Source organism: Kineosporia sp. NBRC 101677 (assembly GCF_030269265.1).
Taxonomy (GTDB): Bacteria; Actinomycetota; Actinomycetes; order Actinomycetales; family Kineosporiaceae; genus Kineosporia; species Kineosporia rhizophila.
Genome location: NZ_BSTA01000006.1, coordinates 132,878 through 154,261 on the forward strand (window position 1 = coordinate 132,878; position 21,384 = coordinate 154,261).

22 protein-coding genes are annotated in these 21,384 nt (G+C 70.4%); 8 read left to right on the forward strand and 14 right to left on the reverse strand.

What is annotated here, in order from left to right; translation table 11 throughout:
• Positions 1-11: 11 nt before the first annotated feature.
• The 5 genes from QSK18_RS18630 to QSK18_RS18650 are packed head-to-tail and all read right to left on the reverse strand — an operon-like array spanning position 12 to position 4,389.
• A complete protein-coding gene (locus QSK18_RS18630; protein WP_232809738.1) occupies positions 12-983 on the reverse strand; it encodes a VOC family protein in 972 nt (323 codons plus the stop codon).
• A complete protein-coding gene (locus QSK18_RS18635) occupies positions 980-1,819 on the reverse strand; it encodes an ABC transporter ATP-binding protein (RefSeq protein ID WP_232809737.1) in 840 nt (279 codons plus the stop codon). The genes QSK18_RS18630 and QSK18_RS18635 overlap by 4 nt, the downstream gene beginning before the upstream one ends.
• A 4-nt stretch (positions 1,820-1,823) precedes the next feature.
• The gene (locus tag QSK18_RS18640) at positions 1,824-2,603 is read right to left on the reverse strand and encodes an ABC transporter permease (protein WP_232809736.1); all 780 of its coding nucleotides are present in this window, start codon (positions 2,601-2,603) and stop codon (positions 1,824-1,826) included.
• Positions 2,600-3,373: an ABC transporter permease gene (locus QSK18_RS18645; RefSeq protein ID WP_232809735.1), complete on the reverse strand. Its 774-nt coding sequence runs from the start codon at positions 3,371-3,373 to the stop codon at positions 2,600-2,602. The genes QSK18_RS18640 and QSK18_RS18645 overlap by 4 nt, the downstream gene beginning before the upstream one ends.
• Positions 3,370-4,389, reverse strand: a complete 1,020-nt coding sequence (locus tag QSK18_RS18650) for an ABC transporter substrate-binding protein (RefSeq protein WP_285621077.1) — start codon at positions 4,387-4,389, stop codon at positions 3,370-3,372. The genes QSK18_RS18645 and QSK18_RS18650 overlap by 4 nt, the downstream gene beginning before the upstream one ends.
• Before the next feature lie 133 nt (positions 4,390-4,522).
• Between QSK18_RS18650 and QSK18_RS18655 the strand changes: the two genes are divergently transcribed.
• Positions 4,523-5,131, forward strand: a complete 609-nt coding sequence (locus QSK18_RS18655) for a dihydrofolate reductase family protein (protein ID WP_232809733.1) — start codon at positions 4,523-4,525, stop codon at positions 5,129-5,131.
• A gap of 21 nt (positions 5,132-5,152) precedes the next feature.
• Here the strand turns inward: QSK18_RS18655 and QSK18_RS18660 are convergent, their stop codons facing one another.
• Entirely contained in the window at positions 5,153-5,803 is a 651-nt protein-coding gene (locus QSK18_RS18660) for a GntR family transcriptional regulator (protein WP_232809732.1), read from the reverse strand.
• A 128-nt stretch (positions 5,804-5,931) separates the two neighbouring features.
• Between QSK18_RS18660 and QSK18_RS18665 the strand changes: the two genes are divergently transcribed.
• The gene (locus QSK18_RS18665) at positions 5,932-7,656 is read left to right on the forward strand and encodes a tannase/feruloyl esterase family alpha/beta hydrolase (RefSeq protein WP_285621091.1); all 1,725 of its coding nucleotides are present in this window, start codon (positions 5,932-5,934) and stop codon (positions 7,654-7,656) included.
• Here the strand turns inward: QSK18_RS18665 and QSK18_RS18670 are convergent.
• Complete coding sequence (locus tag QSK18_RS18670; protein WP_232809731.1) at positions 7,650-8,393, reverse strand: SDR family oxidoreductase; 744 nt, start codon at positions 8,391-8,393, stop codon at positions 7,650-7,652. The genes QSK18_RS18665 and QSK18_RS18670 overlap by 7 nt on opposite strands.
• 102 nt (positions 8,394-8,495) lie before the next feature.
• Between QSK18_RS18670 and QSK18_RS18675 the strand changes: the two genes are divergently transcribed.
• Positions 8,496-9,344, forward strand: coding sequence for a helix-turn-helix transcriptional regulator (locus QSK18_RS18675; protein WP_232809730.1), 849 nt, complete (start codon positions 8,496-8,498; stop codon positions 9,342-9,344).
• Between the two features lie 65 nt (positions 9,345-9,409).
• Positions 9,410-10,018: a superoxide dismutase gene (locus QSK18_RS18680; protein ID WP_232809729.1), complete on the forward strand. Its 609-nt coding sequence runs from the start codon at positions 9,410-9,412 to the stop codon at positions 10,016-10,018.
• A 69-nt stretch (positions 10,019-10,087) separates the two neighbouring features.
• On the opposite strand, the gene QSK18_RS18685 is transcribed toward QSK18_RS18680, so the two are convergent.
• Positions 10,088-10,498, reverse strand: coding sequence for a DUF6578 domain-containing protein (locus QSK18_RS18685; protein WP_232809728.1), 411 nt, complete (start codon positions 10,496-10,498; stop codon positions 10,088-10,090).
• A gap of 141 nt (positions 10,499-10,639) precedes the next feature.
• Here QSK18_RS18685 and QSK18_RS18690 point away from each other — a divergent pair, with 141 nt between their 5' ends.
• Positions 10,640-11,320 carry a response regulator gene (locus QSK18_RS18690; protein WP_232809727.1) on the forward strand — a complete coding sequence of 227 codons (681 nt, stop codon included), beginning with the start codon at positions 10,640-10,642 and terminating at the stop codon, positions 11,318-11,320.
• A gap of 46 nt (positions 11,321-11,366) precedes the next feature.
• Positions 11,367-12,224 (forward strand): class I SAM-dependent methyltransferase, encoded by an 858-nt coding sequence (locus tag QSK18_RS18695; protein WP_232809726.1) that lies wholly within the window; start codon positions 11,367-11,369, stop codon positions 12,222-12,224.
• Here QSK18_RS18695 and QSK18_RS18700 read toward each other — a convergent pair whose 3' ends face one another.
• Both QSK18_RS18700 and QSK18_RS18705 read right to left on the reverse strand, forming a co-directional pair.
• On the reverse strand, positions 12,225-13,847 hold the full coding sequence (locus tag QSK18_RS18700; RefSeq protein WP_232809725.1) for a histidine kinase N-terminal 7TM domain-containing diguanylate cyclase: 1,623 nt from the start codon (positions 13,845-13,847) through the stop codon (positions 12,225-12,227). It lies immediately after the preceding gene.
• Positions 13,848-13,936: 89 nt separating this feature from the next.
• The gene (locus QSK18_RS18705) at positions 13,937-15,979 is read right to left on the reverse strand and encodes a sensor domain-containing diguanylate cyclase (RefSeq protein WP_232809724.1); all 2,043 of its coding nucleotides are present in this window, start codon (positions 15,977-15,979) and stop codon (positions 13,937-13,939) included.
• A 215-nt stretch (positions 15,980-16,194) separates the two neighbouring features.
• On the opposite strand from QSK18_RS18705, the gene QSK18_RS18710 reads away from it, so the two are divergent.
• Entirely contained in the window at positions 16,195-17,073 is an 879-nt protein-coding gene (locus QSK18_RS18710) for a hypothetical protein (protein WP_232809723.1), read from the forward strand.
• Between the two features lie 51 nt (positions 17,074-17,124).
• Here QSK18_RS18710 and QSK18_RS18715 read toward each other — a convergent pair whose 3' ends face one another.
• Both QSK18_RS18715 and QSK18_RS18720 read right to left on the reverse strand, forming a co-directional pair.
• Positions 17,125-18,006 carry a carboxylate-amine ligase gene (locus tag QSK18_RS18715; RefSeq protein ID WP_285621103.1) on the reverse strand — a complete coding sequence of 294 codons (882 nt, stop codon included), beginning with the start codon at positions 18,004-18,006 and terminating at the stop codon, positions 17,125-17,127.
• Positions 17,946-18,281, reverse strand: a complete 336-nt coding sequence (locus tag QSK18_RS18720) for a glutamate-cysteine ligase family protein (protein ID WP_269809764.1) — start codon at positions 18,279-18,281, stop codon at positions 17,946-17,948. The genes QSK18_RS18715 and QSK18_RS18720 overlap by 61 nt, the downstream gene beginning before the upstream one ends.
• A 986-nt stretch (positions 18,282-19,267) precedes the next feature.
• On the opposite strand from QSK18_RS18720, the gene QSK18_RS18725 reads away from it, so the two are divergent.
• The gene (locus QSK18_RS18725) at positions 19,268-19,558 is read left to right on the forward strand and encodes a hypothetical protein (protein WP_232809722.1); all 291 of its coding nucleotides are present in this window, start codon (positions 19,268-19,270) and stop codon (positions 19,556-19,558) included.
• A 333-nt stretch (positions 19,559-19,891) separates the two neighbouring features.
• Here QSK18_RS18725 and QSK18_RS18730 read toward each other — a convergent pair whose 3' ends face one another.
• Together QSK18_RS18730 and QSK18_RS18735 are read right to left on the reverse strand one after the other, a co-directional pair.
• The gene (locus tag QSK18_RS18730) at positions 19,892-20,764 is read right to left on the reverse strand and encodes a Rieske (2Fe-2S) protein (RefSeq protein WP_232809721.1); all 873 of its coding nucleotides are present in this window, start codon (positions 20,762-20,764) and stop codon (positions 19,892-19,894) included.
• Between the two features lie 60 nt (positions 20,765-20,824).
• Positions 20,825-21,295: a hypothetical protein gene (locus tag QSK18_RS18735; RefSeq protein WP_232809720.1), complete on the reverse strand. Its 471-nt coding sequence runs from the start codon at positions 21,293-21,295 to the stop codon at positions 20,825-20,827.
• Positions 21,296-21,384 lie beyond the last annotated feature (89 nt).

The following is a 21,384-nucleotide window of genomic DNA, read 5'->3' on the forward strand; positions in this document are numbered from 1 at the left end:
GGTCGGCCGGCTCAGGGAAGGGGAACCTGGACCAGTGGTGTGCCGTGGGTGTGGAAGCTGGCGATCGTCTGCAGGCCCCAGGCCTGACCCTTGGCCCGCTCGGCCGGAGTCCAGGTGATCGGCTCCCAGTCGGGGGCCAGCAGCAGCCGCGCCCCGGCGTTGCACAGCTCCACCCGGTTGCCGCCCGGCTCGTACACGTACAGGAAGAACGTCTGCTGGATGGCGTGCTTGTGCGGGCCGGTCTCGATGAAGATGCCCGCCTCCAGGAACACGTCGCACGCGCGCAGGATGTCCTCGCGGGTGTCGGTGGCGAAGGCGATGTGGTGCAGGCGGCCGTTCGCGCCGGTCCAGTCGCCGGTGTGGACCAGGTCGTAGGACTTGTCGGTGAAGGTGTACCAGCCGGCCGCCTGCTGGCCCTCGTCGGTGACGATCTGCTCGCTCAGGCGCGCACCCAGGGCCTCGGCCAGGAAGGTGCCGTTGCGGCTGACGTCGGCGGCCAGGAAGTTGATGTGGTCCAGGCGCCGCACGTTCGCGCCCCGCCCGGGGAACGGCGCGGCCTGGTTCTTCAGCGCCGGGCCCCGCCCCTCGGGGGCACGGTAGCGCTCGGATTCCCAGTACAGCGCCAGCACGTGCCCGTCCGGGTCCTCGACCTCGTACGTGCGCCCGAAACCGGCCTCCCCCTCCACCCACTGGCCTTTCGCCCCGGCCGCTTCCAGCGCGGCGACCCGGCGTTCCAGGGCCTGCGGTGAGGTGGTGCGCAGCCAGGTGCGCCCGATGCCCGGTTGCTCGCGAGCCACCACCCGTAGGGTGACGCGCTCGTAGTCGTCCCAGCAGTGCAGGAACACCACCCCGTCCCGGCGGCCGACCTCCTCCAGCGACATCAGCCGCACGAAGAAGTCCACGGTGGCCTCGAGATCAGGGGTGAAGAGCTCGACGGCGCTCAGGTGCGCCACGTCCCGCACCCGTTCCTGGTACTCGTTCATCGTTCCTCCGGCCGGTAGCCCTGTTTCGCCTTCTGAATCAGTTCGTAGACGTGCCCGCGCAACTGCCCGAACCGCGGCGCCGAACGGGTCTGCAGCTGGTCGCGCTGGTCGGGCAGGTCGACGGTGACGTCCTCGAGGACGACCGTGGGCCGGTTGGACAGCACCAGCACCCGCTGGCCCAGGTAGATCGCCTCGTCGATGTCGTGGGTGACGAACAGGACGGTCACCCCCAGACGCTGCCACAGCGAGCGCACCAGGTCTTCCAGGTCGGCCCGGGTCTGGGCGTCCACGGCGGCGAACGGCTCGTCCATGAGCAGCACGGAGGGCTCGTAGGCGACGGCCCGGGCGATGGCGACCCGCTGCTGCATACCGCCCGAGAGCTGCCACGGGTGCGCCGCCAGGCTGTCACCCAGACCGACCGCGTTCACGGCCTCCTGGACCAGCCGCCGGCGTTCCTGCTTGCCCAGCCCTTTCTCGATCAGCGGTCGTTCCACGTTCTGCTGCACCGTCATCCAGGGGAAGAGGCTGCGCCCGTACTCCTGGAAGACCACGGCCATGCCCGGCGGCGGCCCGGTCACGCGCTGGCCGTCCAGCCGGACCTCGCCGCGGGTGGAGTCGAGCAGGCCGGCGATGCAGCGCAGCAGGGTGGTCTTGCCTGCCCCGGAAGGGCCGACGACGCAGACCAGTTCGCCGCGCTGCACGGAGAACGTCAGGTCGCGGATCGCCTCGACCCGGCGGCCGTGCCCGTCGTAGACCTTGTGCAGGCCCTCGACCTCCAGGGCGGGCAGCCGGCCCGGCGGGTTCTTCGGCACGGTCTTCTCGGCGGTCTTTTCCATCGGTTCAGGCTCCTCGGTCGGCCTGGCGCAGGCCCCGGTACCAGGCCAGCGCGCGGTTCTCGACGATGCGGAAGATCACGGACAGGGTCACGCCGAGCAGGCCGAGCACGATGATCCCGGTCCACATCTGGGGCACGGCGAAGCTGCGCTGGAACTGCACGACGCTGGCGCCCAGACCGTGGTTGGCGCCGAACATCTCACTGATCACCATGAGGATGACGGCGATGGACAGGCCCTGCCGGGCCCCGGCGGCGATCTGCGGGCTGGCGCTGCGCAGGATGACGTGGACCAGGGTGCTGCGCCGGCTCATCCGGTAGCTGCGGGCGGTGTCCAGCAGTACCTCGTCCACCGCTCGCACCCCCTCGACCGTGTTGAGCAGGACCGGCCACAGGCAGCCGAGCGCGATCGTGACGATCTTGGAGGTGGCCCCGGTGTAGCCGGTGAACAGGGCGATGATCGGCACCAGGACCGGGGGCGGGACGGCCCGGAAGAACTCCAGCGCCGGCTCGCTCAGGGCCCGCAGCACGGCCGACAGGCCGATGAACAGGCCGGCGGTGACACCCAGGACCAGGGCCAGCAGATAGCCGACCGCCAGCCGGGTGACGCTGGGCAAGACATCGGTGGAAATGCGCCCGTGCATCCAGGTCTCGCCGAACGTGCCGAGGATGTCGCGCAGCGGCGGCCAGAAGAAGTTCGTGCTGTCGGCGGTGACGATCCACCAGACGCTCAGCAGGACGACGGGCAGCAGGAGGGCGGCCGACACCGACCGCGCAAGCTTCCTCATGCCGTTTCCCTCCGGATCGACGGGTGCCAGCGCAGCACCCTGCGCTCGGCCGTGCGGGCGGCCAGGTTCACCAGGACCCCGATCAGGCCCACCGCGATGACCAGGGCGTACGTCTGGGACACGGCGCCGGAGGACTGGGCGACCCCGATGGTCTTGCCCAGCCCGGGCACCCCGATCACCAGTTCGGCGGTGATCTCCAGGATCAGCGCGACCGCCGCGGCCAGCCGGAAACCGGTGACCACGTAGGGCAGGGCGGTCGGCCAGACCACGTTGCGGGCGATGCTCCAGCGCGAGAACCGGTACGAGCGGGCGGTGTCCCGGGCCACCGGGTCCACGTCGGCCACGCCGTAGAGCACCTGCATGAGGATCTGCCAGGTGGCCGCGTACACCACCAGGGTCAGTGCGGACTGCGGCCGGCTGCCGAAGATGAGGACGACCAGCGGGATCAGGGCCACCGAGGGGATCGGCCGCAGGAACTCGATCGTCGAGGCGGTGAACTCCCTGAGCACGGGCACGGATCCGATGACGATGCCGCCGCTCACGCCGATCAGCATCGCCACGGCCAGGCCCAGGGCCCAGCCGCGCATCGTGTCGCCGAGCGCCGTCCAGAAGGAACTCTCCTGCACCAGCGTGCCCAGGGCGGAGGCCATGTCGCTGGCCGGGGGCAGGTAGTCCCGGTCGACCAGGCCGCTGCGTGGCAGCACCTCCACGACGGCGGCGACGATCACCAGGCCGAGCACGCCGAGCCCGGCCCGGGCCCAGCGGTTCACGGCAGCAGCTGGGAGATGTCGGGGGCGGAGGTGATCAGCTTGTCCTGCACGGCCAGTTCGGACAGCGCGTTCACCGACTCCTCGCTGACCTGGCTGGGCCACTTGGGCAGGGTGACGGCCTCCTGCACGGCGGGGTCGATCTCGGTGTAGGTGCTGAGGATCGCCCGGGCCTCGTCCGGGTGGCTGTCGGCGTAGGCCAGCGACTCGTTCATCGCGGTGGTGAACTTGGTGACGGTCTCCGCGTTGGCCTTGGCGTAGTTGGCGGAGGTGAAGTACGCGGCGATGGTCAGTTCGGGGTGGGTGGCCACGTAGTTGGACGCCACCTGCCGCATTCCCTGGTTCTGGGCCACGGTCAGGAACGGCTCGACGACCTGTCCGGCGTCGACGTCGCCCTTGGCGATGGCGGCCGGGATGTCGGGGAAGGGCAGTTCCACGTAGCTGATCCCGCTGGGGTCACCCCCGGCGTCGCGCACCGCCTTGTTCACCGTGGTGGTGTTGATGTTGTTCAGGGTGTTGACCGCGACCCGCTTGCTGGCCAGGTCGGCGGCGGTCTTCACCGCGCTGTCCTCGGCCACCACGACGGCCCCGAAGTCGGCCCCGTCCTTGCCGGTGGTGGCGACCCCGGAGGTGACCACCTTCAGCGGAAGCCCTTTCGAGGCGGCGAGCAGCAGCGAGGTGGTGTTGCTGAAGCCGAACTGGAACTGGTCGCTGACCACGCCGGGCACGATGGCGGCCCCGCCCTGGGCGGTCTCGATCTTGAGCTTCAGGCCCTGCTGGTCGAAGAAGCCCTTCTCGACGCCGAGGTACAGCGGGGCCACGTCGACGATCGGGATGGCCCCGACGGAGATGTCGGTGGTGCCGTCGTCCGAAGAGCCCGCGTCGCCGGAGTCGTCACTGCCGCAGGCGGCCAGCAGGAGTGCCGTGGCCAGTCCACCGGCCAGCAGAGCCTTGCGCGAGATCCGCCCTCGTTCGGTGCCGGCGGCGGCTGAGGGGGCTCGGGATACCTGGGGGTGCATAGCTCCTCCTTGAGTGGACGCGCCCGGGGGTTCGCTGCGAACGCTAGAGATTGTCAACAATCGTGTCAACCATTTGTTCGACAGTGCGCAGACGGTGCGATGAGATCGGCGGCCGGCCGCAGTCTGCAAGGGCATGTCTCTTGTCACCGCACACCTGTCCATCTCCCTCGACGGCTTCGTCGCCGGCCCGGACCAGAGCCAGGAGAACCCGCTCGGCACCAACGGGATCGAGGTGCACCGCTGGCACCTCGGCGAGCCCACGAACGACGCCGACCGCCGCATGAACCAGCGGCTCATGGGACCGCGCGGCGCCTTCGTCATGGGCCGCAACATGTACGGGCCGGTCCGCGGCGAGTGGGGCGACTCCGACTGGCGCGGCTGGTGGGGTGACGAGCCGCCCTACCACGCACCCGTCTTCGTCCTCACCCACCACCCGCACGAACCGATCGAGATGGCGGGCGGCACCACCTTCCACTTCGTCAGCGACTTCGACGAGGCACTCGAGCAAGCGGAGGCCGCAGCCGGCGAGCAGACCGTCACCATCGCCGGCGGGGCGAGCGCCGTCCGGCAGGGCCTGCAGCGCGGGATCATCGACGAGATCATGCTCAGCACCGCCCCCGTGCTGCTGGGCAGCGGCGAGCGGCTCTTCGACGGCGTCCGCGAATTCAGGGCCGAGCCCGTCGACGTGGCGGCCTCACCCCTGGCCACCCACGTTGTCTACCGCATCGATCGCTCGTCGTAGCGTCGTAGCGCCGGGTGCGGGTCAGCCTTCGCTCTCCTGCAGGGCGGCGATGACACTGCTCAGGTGGGCGCGCGCAGCCGCCTCGGCCGCCTCCGGGTCCCGGGCCGCGATCGCGTCGATGATGGCCAGGTGCTCGCCCAGCGAGACCTGCGGGCGGCCGGGGCGCAGCGAGAGCCGGAACTGGAAGCGCACCAGCTGGGCGTTCAGGCGATCGAGCACGGACGCCGCCACCGGCTGATCGGCGATCTCCCGGATGCGGCGGTGCAGTTCGCGGTTGTGCTCGGAGTACTTCACCGGCTCACCACCGGTGACCGCCGCCCGCATCCGGCCCCCGATCTCCAGCAGCGACTCGACCTCGGCGTCGGTGGCGAGCCGGGCCGCCCGCGCCGCGCACAGGCCCTCCAGGACCATCCGGCACTCGGTGATGGCGACCGCCTCGGCCACCGAGACCACCCGCACCCGCGCGCCGCGGTTGGGGATGCGCTCCACCAGCCCCTCGGCGGTGAGGTCGATCAGCGCTGCTCGCAGGCTGGCCCGGGTGACCCCGTGCAGCTCGGCCAGCTCCGCCTCGACCAGCCGCTGACCGGGCGCCAGGTCACCCCGGCCGATGGCCTCGCGCAGAGCCTGGCCGGCCACCTGCGTGCCGGCGGCGCCCTCGTAGTCCGTCGCCACTACCCCTCCTGAGCCTGTCCAGAAACTGTCAACAATCGTGTCCACACTACTTGTAACAATCTCCGCACGGCGGTTACGGTCGCTGGAACCAGACCGAACTGGGCGACGGCGCCCACGAGGAGGCCTTCATGCACCGGTTTCCGATCTTCGGCCCACGAGCGGTTCGCCGCCTCGCCCTGACCGCCGCGCTGGTGCTGACCACCGTCTCCTTGTCGGCCTTGAATACCGCCACCGCACAGGCCGAATCGTCCGACCTCAAGGCCCTGCCCCCGGCCATGGACTGCGCGGACGTCACCGAACTGGACGTGGACCGGGCCGCGGGAACGAAAGTGACCTGGCAGTCGGCGGCCGTCGTCACCACCGGCACCGCCGCCCCGTACTGCGAGGTGCGCGGCACCATCGCCCCCGCCAGCACGATCGTGCTGCGGCTGCCGGTGAACGGCTGGACCCAGCGCTACGTGCAGACCGGCTGCGGCGGCCTGTGCGGCAGCGCGAACATCAACTTCACCCAGGCCTCCACCTGCCCGCCGGTGCGCGACGGCACGGTGGCCAGCGCCACCACCGACATGGGCCACCAGGGGCAGCCGGACGGCTCCTGGGCCCTGGCCAACCCGCAGGCGCAGATCGACTTCGCCTACCGCAGCGTGCATCTCACCAGCGTAGTGGCCAAGGCGGTGATCACCCGCTTCTACCACCACAAGATCGCCTACTCGTACTTCACCGGCTGCTCCGACGGCGGCCGCGAAGCCCTGATGGAGGCCCAGCGCTTCCCCGACGACTTCGACGGCATCGCCGCGGGTGCCCCGGCCAACAACATGGCCGTACAGAACACCTACCACCACGCCTGGAACGTGGTCGCCAACCTCGACGCCGACGGCAAGTACATTTTGCTGGCCGGGAAACTCCCGCTGATCCACACCGCGGTGCTGGCCACGTGCGACGCCATTGACGGCGTCAAGGACGGCGTGATCGACGACCCCCGTAGGTGCGCTTTCGACCCGTCCTCAATTGTCTGTCGTGATGGGCAGGATCCCAGTGGCTGCCTGAGCAAGGCCGAGGCGAACGTGGTGCGCCGTCTGCATGACGGGGCCACCGACGCGAAAGGCCGCCGTCTGGAACCGGCCGTCGGGCACGAGTGGGGATCCGAACTGGAGTGGACACTGTTCGTTCCCACCGCCCAGGGCCAGCGCGTCGCGAGCGAGAACTTCGCCCTCTCGTACCTGCGCTACCTGGCCTTCCCGGGCGCCCAGGACCCCGACTTCCAGCTGAGCGACCTGAAGTTCACTGTGAGCGAGTTCTGGAAGACCGTGCAGTCGTCCGCGTACATGTCGGCCCTGGACCCGGACCTGAGCGAATTCCTTAAGAGCGGTGGCAAACTCGTGCTCTGGCACGGCTGGAACGACCAGCACATCGCGCCGCGCTCGACGCTGGCCTACTACGACGCCATGCGTGAGGCGATGGGCCCGCGCACCGTGGACTCCTTCACCAAGCTGTACCTGTTCCCCGGCGTGGCCCACTGCGGAGGGGGCGAGGGCCCCAACACCTTCGACATTTTCAGCCCGGTGATGGCCTGGGCCGAGAACGGCCAGGCCCCGGCCCGGGTGGCCGCCTCGGCCGGCACCCGAACCCGTCCGGTGTACCCCTATCCCACGGTGGCCCGCTACGACGGGAGCGGAAGTACCGACGACGCAGCGAACTTCGTCCCCCACAAGCCCGCTGCGGTCGCCGGGAACTACCACTGGGTGGGTGAACGCCTGTACTCCAGCGACTACCAGACCTGGGCCCACGCCGAGGGAACCGCACTTCTCCAGCGGCCGAGCTCGACCTGGCTCACCCGCAAAGTCAGTCAGTGATGATTAAGGGCCGTCACCGCCGCGTCGTAGCGGCCCTCGACCTCGGAGAAGCGCAGGAACTTGACCGTCTCGACGAGGATCTCCTTGGCCTGCGGCTGGGACTGCAGCAGCGCCACGGTCTCGTTCACGTAGTCGTCCAGCGGCATGTACTGCTCCACGTCCGAGCCGCCGGGCAGCAGTTCGGTGCGCACGGCCGGCGGCACCAGCTCGATCACCTGGACCGAGGTGGCGGCCAGCTGCAGCCGGATGGTCTCGCTGAAGGCGTGCACGAAGGCCTTCGAGCCGTTGTAGGTCGGCGTGAAGGCCAGCGGCGTGAAGGCCAGGCCCGAGGAGACAGTGAGCACGGCGGCCTGCGGGCGGGTCTGCAGGTGCCCGACGAAGGCCGAGACCAGGCGCAGCGGGCCCAGCACGTTCGTCTCGACGATGCGCTCGGCCCCGGCCAGGAACTGCTCCGACGTCACGTCCTCGACCAGCATGATCCCGGCCATCGCGATCAGGACGTTCAGGTCCGGGTGCCGGCGCAGCACCTCGTCGCGGGCGGCCAGCACCGAGGCCGGGTCGGTGGTGTCCACGGTGACGGTGGCCAGACCGTGCTTGTCGGCCAGTTCGGCCAGCAGTTCGGTGCGGCGCCCGCCGATCACGACGGTGTTGCCCTCGGCCTGCAGCCGCAGGGCCAGGGCGAGGCCGATACCGGAGGTGGCGCCGGGGACGAAGATGGTGTTTCCGCTGATGTTCATGGCCGTCAGCCTGCTGCGGCGGCCCGGACGGCGGGAGAGGACTTCGTTTCGTAGGACCGCGGGTCCCTGTTTCGGCCCGCGTAGCTGCGAGATGGTGAGGGCATGGATCGCACCACCCTGGCCGAGTTCCTGCGCACCCGCCGCGACGGTCTGCGTCCCGAGGACGTCGGCCTCAGCACGGGCCCCCGCCGGCGTACTGCGGGCCTGCGCCGGGACGAGGTGGCCCTGCTGGCCGGAATGTCCACCGACTACTACGTGCGCCTGGAGCAGGCCCGCAGCCGGCAGCCCTCCGAGCAGATGCTGGCCTCGCTGGCCCGGGCCCTGCGCCTGGACAACGACGAGCGCGACTACCTGTACCGGCTGGCCGGTCAGTCCGCCCCGGACCGCAGCCCCCTGGACACGCACGTGGCCCCGGGGTTGCTGCGGGTGATGGACCGGCTCGACAACACCCCCGCCCTGATCCTGTCGAGCCTGAGCGAGACCCTGGTCCAGAACCACCTCTCCCTGGCCCTGCACGGCGACCAGTCGAAGCACACCGGGCTGGCCCGCAGCGGCATCTACCGGTGGTTCACCGACCCGGCCGAGCGCGAGGTGTACGAGCCCGGCGACCACGACCACCAGGCCCGCGCGCTGGTCTCCGGCCTGCGGGCCAGCTACGGCCTGGGCGGGGAGCACTCCCGCGCCGGGGCTCTGGTGCGGGCCCTGCACAAGGTCAGTTCCGAGTTCACCGAACTGTGGCAGCGGCACGAGGTGGCCCGGCGCTTCGCCGACCACAAGGTGCTCCTGCACCCCGAGGTCGGCCGGATCGAACTGGACTGCCAGGCCCTGTTCACCGAGGACCAGGGCCAGACCCTGCTGGTGCTCACCGCCGCCCCGCGCACCGAGGCCAGCGAGAAGCTGGCCCTGCTGGCCGTTCTCGGGCAGCAGCAGTTCGCCCCCCGAGCCCCTTGACCTCAAGTCGAGTTGAGCTTCTAGCGTCGTGGGCGCCCGTGCGATCACTAAGGAACGGAAGTCCCGTGGCCGTCTACACCCTGCCCGACCTGCCCTACGACTACGCGGCCCTCGAGCCGCACATCAGCGGCAAGATCATGCAGTTGCACCACGACAAGCACCACGCCGCCTACGTGAGCGGCGCCAACGCCGCCCTGGAGAAGCTGGCCGAGGCCCGCGACACCGGGAACTTCGGCGCGATCACGATGCTCGAGAAGGACCTGGCGTTCCATCTGGGCGGGCACGTCAACCACACGATCTTCTGGCAGAACCTCTCGCCCGAGGGCGGGGGCGAGCCCGAGGGCGAGCTGGCCGAGGCGATCAAGGACCAGTTCGGCTCGGTCGAGGCGTTCCGCAAGCACTTCGCCGCCGTGGCCACCTCGATCCAGGGCTCCGGCTGGTCCGTGCTGGCCTGGGACTCGCTGGGGCAGAAGCTGCTGGTCTTCCAGCTGCACGACCAGCAGGCCAACGTTCCGGTCGGGATCGTGCCGCTGTTCATGCTGGACATGTGGGAGCACGCCTTCTACCTCGACTACCTCAACGTCAAGGCCGACTACGTGAAGGCGGTCTGGAACCTGGTCAACTGGGCCGACGTGCAGCAGCGGCTCACCCGCGCCCGCGCCAGCGTGATCTGAGCCCAACCCGGGCCCAACCCGACCAGCACGTGACCGGCACCTGACCGGTGCCGCAGCTGAGGGGCCGTCCTAGCGTTCGAACCGGGCGGCCCCCAGCTCGACCACCCAGCCCTCGTGCGTCCACAGTTCGGTGTTGTCGTCGGGCACCAGGGGCACCCAGGGCACGTCGGCGTGCACCTCGTACAGCCGGCCCGACCCGACCACCAGGTCAAGACTGCGGCCGTGCGGTTCCCTACGGCAGGCCACAGCGTCGATCCGCGCCACCGTGCCGGTCAGGACTCCCTGCGGATCGTCGCCGTGGTGTTCCGGCGCGAACCGGATCCGCTCGGCCCAGTCCTGACCCAGCCGCACCACCACCCGCTGCGCCCCCGGGCGCTCGTTCGCCTCCCAGGCGACCACATCCCCGGTCCGGAACGGCTCACCGCAGCACCGTTGCTCCGACGCGTCCACCCACACGTAGCTCTTGCCCGCGGCGCTCACCGGGCTCACGCTACCCAAGCCGAGATCGCGCCGACCGTTCAACCGAATGGTCGAGCGCAGAAACCGTGAATACGTCTGATGGCACCTCTAGGCTCGGAATCCGGGGGCTGGGGCCCACTCTTCTCGCCAGAAGGAGCCACGGTGAACGGAACGGCCCAGAACACTTACGCCACAACAGCAACAGCGACCAGGGAGCGCATCCGGGTCGTCCTGGTCGACGACCACCACCTAATCCGGAGTGGGCTGCGCCAGGCCTTCCAGTCGGCCGGGGACTTCGAGGTGGTGGGTGAGAGCGCGCAGGTGGGCGAGACGCTGCAGCTGCTGCAGCGGGTGAGGCCCGACGTGCTGGTCACCGACGTCGAACTGCCCGACGGCAACGGCCTCGAACTGACCGCCCAGGTGCGCGCGGCCGACGACAGCGTGGGGATCGTCGTGCTCACCATGCACGCCGACGACAACCACCTCTTCGCCGCACTCGACGCCGGCGCCTCCGGTTTCGTCGGGAAAGACGCACCGGCCGAGAACGTCCTGGCCGCGACCCGCCATGCCGCGGCCAGCCCGGGCACCTTCACCGCGAACGACCTGTCCGGCGCCCTGCACCGGCGCAGCAACGAGGCGGCCGGGCCGAGTCTGTCCGCGCGTGAGCACGAGGTCCTCGACCTGCTGGTCAACGGCCTGGCGGTGGCCCAGATCGGCCGCCGGCTCTACATCAGCCCGGCCACCGTCAAGACCCACGTGCGCAACATCTACCGCAAGCTCGGGGCGGGCAACCGCGCCGAGGTGGTGATGGCCGCGGTCCGGCTGGGCCTCACCGGGCACTGACCGGGCGCTGACCGTTTCGACCGTCTCGACTGCGAAGGAGCCGATCGTGAGCACGAACGAGCAGAAGGCGCTGTGGGCCACCGGGGCGGCCGGGTGGGTGGCCAACGAGGCCATCTACGACAGCGTCTACGCCCCCGTCACCGCGGCCGTTCTCGGCGCGGCTGATCTTCGTCCTCAAACAACAATTTTGGACGTCGGTTGCGGCACCGGCACGCTGGTGCAGGCCGCGAGCCACGCCGGCTCCTCCGCCACCGGCATCGACATCTCACCGGCCATGGTCGAGGCCGCGAAGAACCGGGTGCCGCAGGCCGAGATCGTCCTGGGCGACGCCCAGGACGAGAACCTGAACGCGTTGCCCGGGGCGCCGTTCCAGCGGGTGATCTCGCGCTTCGGGGTGATGTTCTTCCCCGACCCGGTGGCGGCCTTCAGCAACCTGCGCCTGGCCACCAGCACCGGCGGGCGACTGGTGTTCGCCTGCTGGCGCGGCCTGAGCGAGAACACCATCTTCACCGCCGGTCTGGAACGGCTCACCGAGCGGGTGGCCCAACCGGCCGCTCCCGTGAGCCCGGGCGCTCCCGGCCCGGTCGCGTTCGCCGATCCCGACTTGTTGCGGGGCATCCTCGACGACAGCGGCTGGCAGCAGATCAGCATCGAGGCGCTGGACTTCGTCTGCGACTTCGGTGCGCTCAACGGCACCGACGGCGTGGAGGAACGCCTTGCCGTGGTGCTCGGCGGGCCTCGCGCCCGGCACGCCCGCGCCGAACTGGAACCGGTTCTCGGGCCCGCTGGCTGGAACGACCTGGTCGAGCAGATCCGCCAGGACCTGCGGGCCGCTCGCGACCCCGGTACCGGGACGCTGCGAGTGCCGGCCGCCGTCTGGCTCGTGCAGGCCGTCAACCGGTAGTCAGGCCGGCAGGAACGGGGCGAAGCTGTGGGAGACGCCGCCCGACGCCACGCAAACGCGGTTGCGGCCGGAACCTTTCGCCTCGTACAGGGCGGCGTCGGCCGCGGCCAGCACCTCCTCGCCGCTCTGCCCGCAGAGCGGGTAGGCCGCCACGCCCACCGAGACCGTCACCGTGGGCTGGGGCGGCGCACCGGGCCGGGAGGTGCCCTGGCCGATCCGGGAACAGGCCAGGCGGACCCGTTCGGCCCGGGCCGCTCCGGCCTCCAGATCCATTCCGGGCAGCACGATCAGGAACTCCTCGCCTCCCCAGCGGGCCACCAGGTCGCTGGTGCGCACGCAGCCGTTCAGGGCCCGGGCCACCGCCCTGAGCACCTGGTCGCCCCCGTGGTGGCCGAAGGTGTCGTTGACCGCCTTGAAGTGGTCGACGTCCAGCAGCAGGGCGGCGAACGCGCTCCGGGCCGCCACCGCCTCCTCCAGCACGACATTGGCGTGCCGGCGGTTGTGCAGGCCGGTCAGCGCGTCCCGGACGGCCTCCTCCTGCAGGTTCGCCCGCAGCGCCTCGATCGTGCGCACGTGCTCGTGCAGCGCCCGCTCGGCCGCCACCACCGCGCTGATGTCCCGGGCGGTGACCACCCGGGCCAGCATCCGGCCGCGCTCGTCGTGGTGATTGCTGAACTGGAAGGCCAGGTGCAGGCCGGGCCTGACCTCCTTGACCATGCCGTCGCTGCCGGTCTCGGCCCGGCTGTCCAGGGCCGCGATCAGGTCCGCGGAGATCAGCAGGTCCCGGGCCGGCCAGCCGACCACCTCGGTGGGCAGGTCGGGGCGGGCGGTGGCCAGCAGGGCGCGCCCGGCCGTGTTCACATCGATCAGCGTCCCGGCGGGATCGACCACGAAGACCCCGTCCGGCAGGCTGTCGACGATCCGGGCCCGGGTCACCGGGACCAGACGCAGCATGCCCTGGGCCAGAAGGGCATACGTGATCAGCACCCCGGTCAGCGCGAACCCGAACGGGGTCAGGTCCATACCGGAGGACGCGTGCCCACCCAACCCCCCGGCCACCAGTGCGGCGGAGGGCGCCAGGTCGGCGATGATCATGGTCAGGTACTGACGCCGGAACACCGACGGCGCCCGCCACCAGGCGCGCACCAGCCGGGAGAGCGCCCACCCGGCCAAGGCGTAGCAGTAGGCCGTGTGCGCCCAGAAGAACGGCCCGAAATCGAGGACGACCGCCGCGTCCGGCTGGTCGGTGCTCGCCTGGAAGAACAGGCCGTGCTGGCCGTTGGTGGCGACGGCGGCGCACGCCAGCACCGGCGCCACCAGCAGCAGACAGCCCCAGCGACGGCGTAACCGCCACTGCGGATCGGTCACCATGTAGTTGAAACACAGGGTCCCGGCCGAGACCGCATGCACACTCGCGATCAGGACGAGGAAGAACGCGGTGGGCGGGAGCCACGTCCAGTACGCAACAGCCGCATCGGCCAGACACCACACGGCGGTGGCGCTCATCGTGCCGGCCAGCACCGTCGCCGCCCGGGCCTGCCGCCGGCGGCGCCACACGAACGCGGTCGTCATCAGGCACAGCAGCGCCCCGCACAGGGCCAGGAACGCATACGTACTGTGCACCTGGCATCCCTTCACTTCACGGAACCCCACGGCCGGGGCAGTTCCTGGCGTCTTCGGTGGATCTGTGCCCGAGCCTGGCGGGCTGGAGCTCAGCTGAGCTGGGGGTGGTTGTCCTTGCGCCGCTGGTGCGGCAGGAGCGCGGCCGTGTTCCTCAGCTTCGGTGGGGCGATGACGGTCGTGTTCCGCCCCTCACTCTTGCCCCGGTAGAGCGCAATGTCGGCTTCGTCGAGGACGTCCTGAACGCTCTGCCCGGGCTGCCACTGGGCCACGCCGATGGTGCAGGTCTGGGCGCGCGGCACACTGGCGCGGATCCGGTCGGCCACCGCCACCGCCTCCTCCGCGGTGCATCCGGGCAGGGCCATGGCGAACTCCTCCCCGCCCCAGCGGGCCAGCGTGTCCACCACCCGCAGGTGCTGGCGCGCGTTGCTCGCGAACTCCCGCAGCAGCGCGTCGCCGGCCAGGTGCCCGCGACTGTCGTTGTAGCGCTTGAAGTGGTCCAGGTCGATCAGGCCGAAGGTCAAGGGCAGGCCGTTGCGTTCCGCGCGGGCGATCTCCTCCCCCGCCGCCTGGTCCCAGCGCAGGCGGTTGGGTAGGCCTGTGAGGGCGTCCTGGTTGGCAACGGTGGCCAACCGGGCCAGCAGATCGCCGCGTTCGATGGCGACCGCTGCCTCACCGGCCAGCGTCTGCAGCATGGGCGCCACGTGGGCCGGCAGTGAGCGCACCGGCTGACGCCAGGCCAGCGAGAGCACGGCGATGGCCTGGTCGGTGTGGGTGTGGATGGGCTGCCAGGCGGCCGCCACGATCCTCAGCCCCTCGACCACCCGCACGGTGGCGTCGTCGCGGGCGGGCAGGTCGGCCACGAACCGCAGCTCGTGGCCCCGGAAGGCCTGGACGGTCAGCGAGGGCTCGTCGCTGTTCAGGCTGAACGCGACCGGAGGGACCTCGATGCCCTCGCCCGCCGAGGAGGCGGCGGTGACCAGTTCGTCGTCCCCGCCCGGCTCGAACAGGTAGGCCATGTCGGCGCCGGTGATCTGCCGGGCCGCCACGCAGATGTCGGTGCGCACGTCGTCGGAGGTGGACAGCTGCCGGGCCAGACGGGCCAGGACCTCCACGTGCTCGGCCCGCTCGTCGGCCTCGCGGGCATGACTGCGCACCTGGGCCAGCAGGAGCTCGCGCTCGTCCCGGCCCAGGGCCAGGGCCAGCCCGACCAGCGCCACCACGCCCACGAACATCTGCACGATCAGCGCCCGCACGGCGTAGTCGGCCACCGAGGCGAAGGGTCCGCTCCCGGCCAGGGTGAAGACGACCGCGGCCACCCCGGCGACGAAGTTGTGGACGACCACGATGGTGGTGTCGAACCGCAGGGCCGCCCAGACCGGCAGGGTGATGAGCACGAAGGCGATGGGCAACTGCGAGCTCAGGACGAACACCAGCAGGTAGGCCGTCACCGACAGCAGCACGAACAACGTCAGTTCCAGACCCCGGGAACCATGCAGACGTATGAAGGGCAGGACGATCGACGGGGCGGGCAGGGCATGCGGGCCGTTCTCGGCCCGGCGGGCCCGTTGGTGGGCGCTGATCAGGTACCCGACCCGCAGGCCGAGCCCGAGGATCAGCACGACGGCCACGCAGTTGCGCACCATCCACACCACGGCCGACAGCAGCGACCACTGCCCGGTGAGAACGCCCACCGCGGTCGGGCCGAGCAGTCCCCCGGCGCCGGTCGCCAGCAGCGCGGCCAGCAGTAACCCCAGCAGTTGCTGCGTGCCGGTCAGCGGCCGGTCTCCGCCCGCACCCCACAGCGTGGGGTTCCAGCGCTGCAGCAGGTGGTGCAGCAGCGCGACCTGGATCAGGTTGGCCCCGGCGAAACACAGCGCCAGCATCAGCGGGGCACCCGTCACCAGGTTGAGCGCGAAGGTCAGGCCCCCCAGCAGCGCGTAGTCCAGATACAGGGTGTCGGCCGCCCGCTGCGCGGCGAACCACAGCGCGGCGACTCCGGCGGCGGGCCAGACCAGGCTCAGGTTCGTGCCTTCCAGGACGGTCAGGCGCCCCAGGAGAACCGCCACCGCGAAGACCACCGCGAACGCCAGGCTCCTGAAGAGAGCCCGGTACGTCAGACCGCCTTCTCCCATCACGTCACGCCGCCTCGTCCGCCGTTGCTCGCCCGCTCCTCACGACCGCCGGTGGTTCGACGGCACTGCCGGATGCGGTGCTCAGGGGGTATCGGGCCGAGCCCGGGGCCGGTTGACCTGCGCCGCCACACCGGAGCCGTGATCACCCACGCGGCCTACGCCCTAGTAGCCCCGAACCCCGGTTCCCCGCAGTCCGCTTCGCCTATTCTGTGGATATGCCCGGATCCGAGGCGGCCCCACCAGATCGCCCGACCAGGAACTGGCCGCGGCGGCGGGTGATCGCCGGCGCGCTCGTGCTGCTGGTGGTCGCGGCGGCCAGCGTGGCCTGGAAGGAGCTGCGGTTCGAGGCCCGGCGCGAGGCCGTGGCCCAGGCTCCCTTCGACCTGCTGATCCAGCCGGGCGTGAGCGAGGCCGAGGTGGCGGCGGTCCGCGACGGGCTCAGCGTCGGATTCCAGTACCTGAACACCCAGATGGACGCCGGTGTCCGGCAGCGGGTGCAGGTGCGGCTCGCGCACCAGGACGGGTGCGAGCCGTTCACCTCACCCGCCGGGCCCCCCACCGGCTGGGCCGATGCCCGCCGGCTGTGCCTGAACACCAAGGCCCCGGGCTGGCGGGAGCAGTTCGCCGACGACCCGGCGCTCGCGTCGATCGTGGCCGCCCACGAGCACGTCCACAACGCCCAGGCTCAGCTGGGCTGTTTCGCCGCCCGCGACGAGCACGAGTGGCTCTGGCTGTTCGAGGGCATGGCCGAGCACCTGTCGTTCCAGGCGATGAGCCGGGCCGGACGCTGGCCGGACGCCCGCACGGTGCCGCTGATGCGGGAGTGGGGTGCCGCCGATCCTGACCTCGACCAGCTCAGGGCGTACGAGAACGGCGGCGCGGTCATCGGCGACGCTGCCTACGCCCTGTTCCACATCGCCACCCGACACCTCGACGCACTGGCCCCGAAAGCGTCCGCAATGATGGATTTCTGCCGCTCAGTCGGCCGAGGTCAGCCCTGGCACGACGCTTTCGAGCAGGCGTTCGGGCTCACCGTCGACAACTTCTACGCTCGCTTCGAGCAGAACCGCTCACAACTGATCGCCCAGCCCTGACCCGCCGTCCTGTCCTCACAGCATGGCCTACATCCGCGACCCGGCCAACGGCTACGCGAGCGTGGACTTCCCGGTGGAAGACGGAATGGAGATCAGCTGCCGGGCCTGAACACCCCCGGTGCGCTCCGGCGGGCAGGTGCGGGCGACGACGTCGTCGACCACATCCTTTAGAGAACCACGCCAGCTATGCGCCGCCCGCTGCCGTTGCGCACCGGTGCCGTTGCTCAGCAGATCGTCGAAAGCCGTTTCCACCCGCTGTAGATCGCCATTCATTACTAGCAAAGGCCGCACCCGTTCCAGGAGTTGCTGCAGGTATTCGGCCGCCGGCCGGTGCCGGCCGGTCAGCGGATCCAGCAGATCGCCGGACAGGCCGTGGCGGGAGGCCTGCCACGCCGCCGCCCGCAGCAGTTCCGGCCGGGCCACCGGCCACGGCTGGTCCGAGACAGCGGCCCGGGCGGCCTCGTCCACCAGGGCCCGGCTCAGGGCCGCGACCACCAGTGCGCTCTCCGGTTCCTGGCCCACGTCGGCCACCCGGATCTCCACGGTGGGATACCGGTGCGAGAGCCGGACGTCGAACGAGACCATCCCCGCGTCCAGAAGCACGCCGGTGGAGACCAGATCCGCCACCAGGGCGTGGTACTCGGCCGGGTCGGCGAATGGACTGTTCGCGCCGGTGGTCGGCCAGCGCTCGTACAGCTGGCGCCGGTACGAGGCGTACCCGGTGTCGGCGCCGTCCCAGAACGGCGAGTTCGCCCTGAGCGCCAGAAGAGCCGGCAGCCAGGGCTGGATACCGTTGATCGCGGCGATCCCCTCAGCTTCTGAGCTGACGCCCACGTGCACATGGCAGCCGCAGATCAGGTTCTGCCGGGCGGTCAGCCCGTACCTGTCGACCACCCGCTGGTACCGGTCATCGGATGAGGGGGTGGGGCGCACCGCAGCGGACTCGTCGCCGAGGCCGCCACCCGCACACCGGCGCCCGCGGCCGCCTCGGCCAGCTGCTGACGGGCCAGCAGCAGATCGGCGGCGATCACGTCCAGATCGGCGGCGGGCCGGGAGGCGATCTCGATCTGCTCCTGGTGAAGCTCACCGTGCGCGACTTCCCCCGCCAGCGCGATGACCGCAGGCGCCGCCGGAGTGGGCACCCCCTGATTGTCGAGCAGGAGGAACTCCTCCTCCACGCCGACCGTGCGTCGAGCCGCTCTGCTCATGGCGCCTAGTCTGACCGATCCGTGGTGACGGCAGTAACGATCGTTTGCGAGACACTTCGAAGGCTCGAACGTCGTCCCTGGACGCCGGTGTAACGGGGCCCGTGACCGCGCCCTTGCCACACGCTCGGGGGTTCGCGTTACATTTTTGGGGTGTGAATCGGCTACGGACAGGGTTAGGGAGCCGGGTCAGGCCCTGGGGCGGTAGCTACTCGCTGAGCCGTGTTGGCGCCGGCCTTGATTTGATAAACACCCGCGGTGGCAGAAGAGCCGCTGACGGCGGTCACGAAGGTGTAGCCAGCTCCGGCCAGGCCCGACGCGGCCCCGGGCAGGGTCACGGTCCACCAGGTGCGGCCGTCGAACACTTGGACCGTGTCCGGGGCGCCAGCCAGGACCGTTGCCACCCTTGCGCGGGCGCTGATGAAGGATGTAGTTCCCCAGGCTTGAGGTCCCACTACCGTCGACGGTGTAGGTGACCCAGTTGATCGTGCTGGGCGAGAGGGCGAAACCCTCAATGTATTGCTCCGTGCCGGGCCCGCTCAGGCCACCGGGCGTGAACGGCATTAGCATCGTTCGATGACAAAGCGTAGTGATCGGACAGCTTCGACTGAGTCCGACTGAGCGGCCGATGTACGGGGCAGCCGACTTCAGCTAGCGAACTGCGTGACAGGCCGGCTGTTCGTCTGCGATCTGCACGACCCCGGGCGATTTGTGATTTTCCGGTATTGTCGGCGGCATGGTGTGGACGTGGGGGCCGGATCCGATCATGCGGAGCGTCCTGGCTGAGGGGCTGGAGCCGGGGGAGGTGCTGTGGGTGCTGTCGCATGATCCGCGGTGGCCGAGGCCGATGCGTGCGCCGGATACGGGGGTGTTCACGTTGACGGTCTGGGGGCGGACGTCGGCCGGCCGGGGAGTTCTGGTGGCGACGCGGCCGTTGAGTGGGAGAGACTGGGAAATCGTTGGTGCCCGTCCTCTGACGGCTGCCGAAGATGCTGAGCTTGCTGGATGGGAGGCTGACCGTGCCCGACGGAATGATGCCTGAACTGAGCGCGGCGGAGCGCGCGCGGCTGCCGCTGGATGTTCACCGGTTGGAACTTCTGCCTGAGGGTGAGACCGGCGGATTCGATATCGACGCCCTGCCTCCGCTGGACGCGCCGGTTGTGCACCGGCATGTGCTGGATCTGTCGCCAGAGGCCGAGCGGGCCCTGCGGGCCGAGGCGGCGGAGCGTGGGGTCACAGTCGATGAGGTGATCCGGGCTCGCGTCGAAGACGCTGCCTGACCTGCGAAAGCTGCACGACCACTGCGTGCGCGATCGTACTAAACCTGTTACTGAGATGACGCTGCACCCGAAGGGCCTTCCCTTGGGCGCTGGATTGAGGCGAGTTTACGTCAGCACGCCAACTCGTTCGGCGAGGTCGTGGAACTGGCTGGTTCTGCCGCGGCGTTCTCGTTCGATGAGTCCACGCATGATGGTCCGCGGGTAGGCCTGGACTTTCAGCCATTCCAGGGCGAGGCGTTCGATAGCCGTGAGTGACTCGACGGCGTCCTCACGCTTGTCCAGGGTGGTGTGCCGACACCCTCCACCCGTCCGGCGTGCACCACCAACGTTCCGTCAGACAGCGTTCACCCGGAGCGCGCGGGGCTCGGACCGGCGCACCTGCACGCGCGTGCCCTCGACCCGGGTCTGTAGCACCGGCTGGGGACGGGTGGCCGGGCCCTGCTCGATCATGCCGTCTTCCAGGCGGAAACGGCTGGCGTGCCAGGGGCATTCGATGCAGTCGCCGACCAGTTGGCCCTCGTTGAGCGGCGCGCCGCGGTGCGTGCACCGGTTCAGCAGGGCGTGGATCCGCCCGGCCCGGTTCACCACCAGGACGGACTCACCCTCGACGGTGAAGGCCTTCGGGCTGCCGTCGACCAGGTCGGCGGTGTCGCACACGTCGCTCCAGTCAGTCGGGGTCTGACTGAAGGCAGTGGTGTCGACGCCGACTCCCATGGCGTAGGACAGGTGCCCGCCCAGCCACCCGGAGGCGCCCAGGATGCCCAGGCCCACCAGGCTGGAGATCTTGCCGCGCCCCGGCGAGCGCCGCAGCACCCACGAGGTGGCGAAGGCGCCGAGCGCGACCGTGTTCAGCGCGGCGTGCGCCAGCCCCACCCGCCGCTCGGCCCCGGCCGTGTCCGACCAGTCCGAGGCGCCGGTGGCGGCCACCGGCAGGGTGGACAGGATGCCCAGCCCGATCAGCCGCCGGGCGGCGGCGTGGTCGCCGGTCAAATCCAGCACCGCGGCCGAGGTGAAGGCGCCGATCGGCACCGTGATCAGCAGCGGGTGCACCGGATGGCCCACGTCGCTGCCCGACAGCAGGTCCTTGACCCGGCCCGCGGGCAGCGCCCCGGTCACCTTCTGGGCCGCATCCGCAGCCGGGTCGAGAGCGCTCAGGTTCTCGACCTTGGTGGCGACACGTTCGAGCGCGTTGGCTAGACGGGACATGCCCAACGTCTACCCGCCGTGACCGGGCATCACCATTCGAGACGGCCCCCCGGGAGCCGGTCAGCTCGCGAAAGAACCCTGCAGAACGTTGTTCTCGAGGCAGTCCAGGCACTCGTCGAGCACGCTCTCCCAGTGCTGACCGGCCGGGGTGAAGGCGGACAGGAGCCAGCCGCCCACGACCAGGCCCGTGCTCACCGCCTCGTCGGGCGGCAGGGCCTCGGACGGGTCGCGGCCCTGGGCCAGGGCCATCAGGAACTGCCAGGCGACCGAGGAGTCGAGGCCGGTCCAGGCCTCCATCCGGGCGACCGCCTCGGCCAGGGCGGCCACGCTGTCCGGGCGCACCGGGCCGTCGTGCAGATCGGCGAGCAGTCGGTCGTTCAGCGCGAAGAGCAGGTCGGAAGCCTCGTCGAGGGTCTGTTCACCCGCATCGAGGACGGCCTGCCCGGCGACGGTCATCCGGCCCGGGTCCGCGGCGATCACCGCGGCCAGGCTCTCGCGCACCAGGCCCTCCACCCGATCGTCGATCCTCATCCCACCCCCTGCGCACTTGTCACGGTCTGCGACCTTGGCACTACCCCACGCGCGGGCCAGGCTAATCAAAGCGGGCAAAAAAGACACGA

Coding starts and splice junctions, on each gene's coding strand:
- QSK18_RS18630 (WP_232809738.1), bottom strand. CDS start 983: ATGAACGAGTACCAGGAACGGGTGCGGGACGTGGCGCACCTGAGCGCC.
- QSK18_RS18635 (WP_232809737.1), bottom strand. CDS start 1,819: ATGGAAAAGACCGCCGAGAAGACCGTGCCGAAGAACCCGCCGGGCCGG.
- QSK18_RS18640 (WP_232809736.1), bottom strand. CDS start 2,603: ATGAGGAAGCTTGCGCGGTCGGTGTCGGCCGCCCTCCTGCTGCCCGTC.
- QSK18_RS18650 (WP_285621077.1), bottom strand. CDS start 4,389: ATGCACCCCCAGGTATCCCGAGCCCCCTCAGCCGCCGCCGGCACCGAA.
- QSK18_RS18655 (WP_232809733.1), top strand. CDS start 4,523: ATGTCTCTTGTCACCGCACACCTGTCCATCTCCCTCGACGGCTTCGTC.
- QSK18_RS18665 (WP_285621091.1), top strand. CDS start 5,932: ATGCACCGGTTTCCGATCTTCGGCCCACGAGCGGTTCGCCGCCTCGCC.
- QSK18_RS18670 (WP_232809731.1), bottom strand. CDS start 8,393: ATGAACATCAGCGGAAACACCATCTTCGTCCCCGGCGCCACCTCCGGT.
- QSK18_RS18675 (WP_232809730.1), top strand. CDS start 8,496: ATGGATCGCACCACCCTGGCCGAGTTCCTGCGCACCCGCCGCGACGGT.
- QSK18_RS18705 (WP_232809724.1), bottom strand. CDS start 15,979: ATGGGAGAAGGCGGTCTGACGTACCGGGCTCTCTTCAGGAGCCTGGCG.
- QSK18_RS18710 (WP_232809723.1), top strand. CDS start 16,195: ATGCCCGGATCCGAGGCGGCCCCACCAGATCGCCCGACCAGGAACTGG.
- QSK18_RS18720 (WP_269809764.1), bottom strand. CDS start 18,281: ATGAGCAGAGCGGCTCGACGCACGGTCGGCGTGGAGGAGGAGTTCCTC.
- QSK18_RS18725 (WP_232809722.1), top strand. CDS start 19,268: ATGCTGAGCTTGCTGGATGGGAGGCTGACCGTGCCCGACGGAATGATG.
- QSK18_RS18730 (WP_232809721.1), bottom strand. CDS start 20,764: ATGTCCCGTCTAGCCAACGCGCTCGAACGTGTCGCCACCAAGGTCGAG.
- QSK18_RS18735 (WP_232809720.1), bottom strand. CDS start 21,295: ATGAGGATCGACGATCGGGTGGAGGGCCTGGTGCGCGAGAGCCTGGCC.